Source organism: Methylobacterium sp. A54F, from assembly GCF_053346035.1.
The window spans coordinates 1-523 of sequence record NZ_JBKFBF010000041.1; the positions used below are offsets into that span (position 1 = coordinate 1).

General features: G+C 63.5%; 1 tRNA gene and 1 rRNA gene. Both read left to right on the forward strand.

The annotated features are described in order from the left end of the window. The first annotated feature begins 40 nt into the window (after window positions 1-40). Window positions 41-116 (forward strand) — tRNA-Ala (locus ACLBXP_RS25225). A gap of 308 nt (window positions 117-424) precedes the next feature. After that, window positions 425-523: ribosomal RNA gene (locus ACLBXP_RS25230) — 23S ribosomal RNA — on the forward strand; the annotation flags it as partial.

Genomic DNA, 523 nt, shown 5'->3' on the forward strand with positions numbered 1-523 from the left:
CGCCCCCTATTCGCTACTCGCTATTCGCTATTCGCTCCTTGGGGCTGTAGCTCAGTTGGGAGAGCGCGTGCTTTGCAAGCATGAGGTCGTCGGTTCGATCCCGTCCAGCTCCACCAGGATCCAGGGCCGCCCGGCGCACACGCGTGCGACGGCGGCAGGGCAGGGGAGACCGAGCAGGGGGGGCGAGGACGTCCGGATGAAGAGACAGGTTTGCAGGCCCGGGTGACCGGGATCTGCGAAGTGACATCGTGAAGAGGGAATGTGACCGTGACGGCAGCGAGAGCTGGTCCGCCAGGGTCACGTTCGGCAAGCAACTGTGACGTGCTTCGAAAGGAGCGCGTCACGGGTCTTTTTGTGACCCGTGTGCGCGGGTGAGGGCAGCCGGATCGGCTGTGCCTCGCCAGCGGACATCGATCACGAGAGCGATCAAGTGCCTTAAGAGCATTCGGTGGATGCCTTGGCGCTGAGAGGCGATGAAGGACGTGGTACGCTGCGATAAGCCTTGGGGAGCTGCGAACGAGCT